Annotated in this window: 5 protein-coding genes; 1 reads left to right on the top strand and 4 read right to left on the bottom strand. The window is 33.7% G+C overall.

Going from position 1 to position 3,003, the window contains the following annotated elements:
- The coding region (locus AB8B65_RS01645; protein ID WP_405299056.1) for a hypothetical protein at window positions 1-152 on the top strand (152 nt) is incomplete at its 5' end.
- Window positions 153-584: 432 nt separating this feature from the next.
- Here the strand turns inward: AB8B65_RS01645 and AB8B65_RS01640 are convergent.
- Genes AB8B65_RS01640 through AB8B65_RS01625 form a run of 4 tightly spaced genes read right to left on the bottom strand, consistent with a single transcriptional unit; the run spans window position 585 to window position 2,916 of the window.
- Window positions 585-848: an acyl-CoA-binding protein gene (locus tag AB8B65_RS01640; protein ID WP_405299055.1), complete on the bottom strand. Its 264-nt coding sequence runs from the start codon at window positions 846-848 to the stop codon at window positions 585-587.
- The gene (locus AB8B65_RS01635; protein WP_405299054.1) at window positions 848-1,495 is read right to left on the bottom strand and encodes a phosphatidylserine decarboxylase family protein; all 648 of its coding nucleotides are present in this window, start codon (window positions 1,493-1,495) and stop codon (window positions 848-850) included. Before AB8B65_RS01635 ends, AB8B65_RS01640 begins: the two co-directional genes overlap by 1 nt.
- Window positions 1,485-2,306 carry a phosphatidate cytidylyltransferase gene (locus tag AB8B65_RS01630; RefSeq protein ID WP_405299053.1) on the bottom strand — a complete coding sequence of 274 codons (822 nt, stop codon included), beginning with the start codon at window positions 2,304-2,306 and terminating at the stop codon, window positions 1,485-1,487. The genes AB8B65_RS01635 and AB8B65_RS01630 overlap by 11 nt, the downstream gene beginning before the upstream one ends.
- A gap of 1 nt (window position 2,307) precedes the next feature.
- Window positions 2,308-2,916 carry an LUD domain-containing protein gene (locus tag AB8B65_RS01625; protein ID WP_405299052.1) on the bottom strand — a complete coding sequence of 203 codons (609 nt, stop codon included), beginning with the start codon at window positions 2,914-2,916 and terminating at the stop codon, window positions 2,308-2,310.
- Window positions 2,917-3,003: the final 87 nt, after the last annotated feature.

Genomic DNA, 3,003 nt, shown 5'->3' with positions numbered 1-3,003 from the left:
AAGGTTCGTTAAAACGTGCGCAAGGTATGCTAAACAATGAAAAATTTGTAAACAATGCAAAAGATGTTGTCGTTGATAAGCAACGAAAAATAGTTTCTGATTCAGAAGCTAAGATTGCGACATTGAAAGCGAGTTTGGAGTCGCTTCGTTAATTTGTTGATTGTTCTTGGAAACGGAATAGATCAACAATCTAAAATCTAAAATCAACAATCCTTAATCGTTAATTCCAAACGTCACTTCGAGTGAATTTGTGGAACAAATTTGTATCGAGAAGTACTTTGAAACGCTATGTTTATCCAAGCAGATCTCGATACAAAATCTTTGCAAGATTTCACTCGAAATGACGTCTGAGGAATTGAATCGAGATTTAAAGTCGCACACGTCACATTGAGTGAATTTCTGTTAAGAAATTTGTATCGAGATGTGCTATAATAATGCTAGTTTTCAAAGATTGCTAAAATACTAATAAGCAAAGCAAATCTAATAGATTCCTGCCTACACGGGAACGATTCTAACAGGCGAAGGCGCATCTAAAAATCTAAGAGCGATAGCGATCTAAAAGCATGGCGAGTCTAAAAAAGAATCTAAATATTCTCAAAATAAGAATTCACCAATGCAATATATGCTTCTTTGGCGCCTTCGGGAGAAATGTTTTGTATTTGTAGTAATGCGTTCATTTTAAACGCATTGATAATTGGGCGACGACTACTTGGTTTTTCGTCGTTATTGGTAGCGCGTTTGTAATACGCATATAAACGCAACAAGAAATCAGCAGGAAATGATTCCGTGCTATTATTGACGCGTTCTACGGCTTCAAAAAATTCTATGTCTAAGTCAGAAGTGCTCATTATTTCATAGCAATTATATCGACGCCGCCTTTTACGGTTTGATTTAGTTGTACGTTAAGATTCGTATCTAAAGGTAAAAACAAATCGACACGCGATCCAAATTTTATAAATCCAGCATCTTCACCTTGCACAGCTTGTTCGCCTTCTTCCGCATAGTTAATAATTCGTCTTGCCAACGCACCTGCAATTTGTCGGTATAAAATAGTTCCGTAGGTTTCGTTTTCAACTACAATGGTTGTGCGTTCATTTTCTTCGGAAGATTTCGGATGCCAAGCAACTAAATATTTCCCAGGATGATATTTGCTGTACTTTATAGTTCCACCAATGGCATAACGCGTTACGTGTACATTTATTGGCGACATAAATATAGAAACTTGCAAGCGTTTTTCGTTGAAGTATTCTTTTTCAAAAACCTCTTCAATAACAACCACTTTTCCATCAACAGGCGCAATAACGTGTCTGTCATTCTTTTGTGTATCGCGTTTTGGATTTCTAAAAAATTGTAGAATCAATACTAAAAATACAACTGCAATTCCTTGCAATAGATACTTTATCCAAGCAACATCAATTTTATCTGCTGTAATTACGACAGCAGCCACAATAATAAATGTTACTATGATGATTTTGTAGCCTTCTCTATGAAACATAATGTAATATCTTTAAAAACAAATAAATAAATGGAGCCGAAAATATCATGCTATCCAATCGGTCAAAAATTCCGCCGTGTCCAGGCATTAATGTCCCGCTGTCTTTTACGTTTGCTTGTCTTTTAAACTTCGATTCAATTAAATCGCCAATAGTTCCGATAGAACTGATTATAATTGCTAAAATAAGCCAGCTACTAAAACTTAAGGTTCCTGTAAATTTATGTATAAAATAACTAGCAATGCAAGAAAAAAGCAATCCGCCTAAAAAGCCTTCTACCGTTTTCTTTGGTGAAATTCGAGCAAACAACTTCTGTCTACCAAAGTTTTTCCCTGTAATGTACGCAAAAGAATCATTTACCCAAACTAAGATAAAACTTCCTAAAATAATATACGGTTTGTAAGTTTCGGTTGCGTTTGGGATCAACAATAAAAAAGCAAAACTACTACTTATATAAAATGCAACGAGCAGGTATTTTTTGAATTCGTATTGTGGAATTATTTTTTTACTGAATAGATCTCGAATTAAAAATAAAGAGACAAACATGGAAAACACCAATAAAATTAAGGTGGCTTCTTCAATTTTTATGTCGGGTTGTAGCTGTTTCCAGAAAACGAAAACGCCAATAATCACTAAAAAGATAATGTATTGTACAACGCCTTTTAGGTTGATGAGTTTGCTAAATTCAAACATACACAATAACCCAAAAATGGTAAATACAGCAAAAATAGCTGATTGTGAGTAGTATACTGAAGAAATAAGTAGTGATACAAAAATTAATCCAGTTAAAGATCGGGTTAAAAGTTCTTTCATTCTAGAGGTCTTCTAAGAGCAGCAAATATAAGTTTTTTGAGCTACTTCCATAAGATAAAAAGTCCTTTTCTTCTTGTACTTGAAAATGCTTGATTGTCGTTATGTTACTTGGAATATTAGATTTGTATTTGTTTTTAATACCGCGCAAACCTTCGCCTATAGTAGTTACAAGTTGACTTGTGTGTGCAAGAATGACAAAATTGTCTGGTAAATCGTTTAGCTTTTTTTCTTTTATTTGATTAGAACATACTAAAATAGAACCATTATCAGCAATTAAATATTCGCAAGAAGCCAAATAAAAGCTTGCATTCATGTTGATGCGTGAAAATTTTATATCAAAATTATCAAATTGTTCTTGAAGTTTCTCATCAAAACACAACACATCCTTTCCTTCCCAATTATTTTCCAGAAGAATATTTTCCAAACTATCATACACATCAGTAAACGAATCGCAGTATAGAAACTTCCCTCCATTTTTACGAAAATTGATTGTAAAACGTTCGTCAATAGGGAATTCTACTTGCGGCATATACTTTCCTCGCTCATCAGAAAGGTGTGCTTCCTGTTGAGATTTAGATTTGGAGCCGAAAATTTTCTTAAAAAGACTCATGGAGCCAATTGTAGTTTAATAATTGCAAATATTTACGTAAAGATAGAAAATCTCGACTTATGCTAACGATAAATCGAGATTTTTTAA

Origin of the sequence: Kordia sp., assembly GCF_045105435.1 — a bacterium.
GTDB lineage: Bacteria > Bacteroidota > Bacteroidia > Flavobacteriales > Flavobacteriaceae > Kordia.
Note: the sequence above shows the minus strand (reverse complement) of the source record. Positions and strands in the feature narration are given on the sequence as shown.

Coding starts and splice junctions, on each gene's coding strand:
- AB8B65_RS01640 (WP_405299055.1), bottom strand. CDS start 848: ATGAGCACTTCTGACTTAGACATAGAATTTTTTGAAGCCGTAGAACGC.
- AB8B65_RS01635 (WP_405299054.1), bottom strand. CDS start 1,495: ATGTTTCATAGAGAAGGCTACAAAATCATCATAGTAACATTTATTATT.
- AB8B65_RS01630 (WP_405299053.1), bottom strand. CDS start 2,306: ATGAAAGAACTTTTAACCCGATCTTTAACTGGATTAATTTTTGTATCA.
- AB8B65_RS01625 (WP_405299052.1), bottom strand. CDS start 2,916: ATGAGTCTTTTTAAGAAAATTTTCGGCTCCAAATCTAAATCTCAACAG.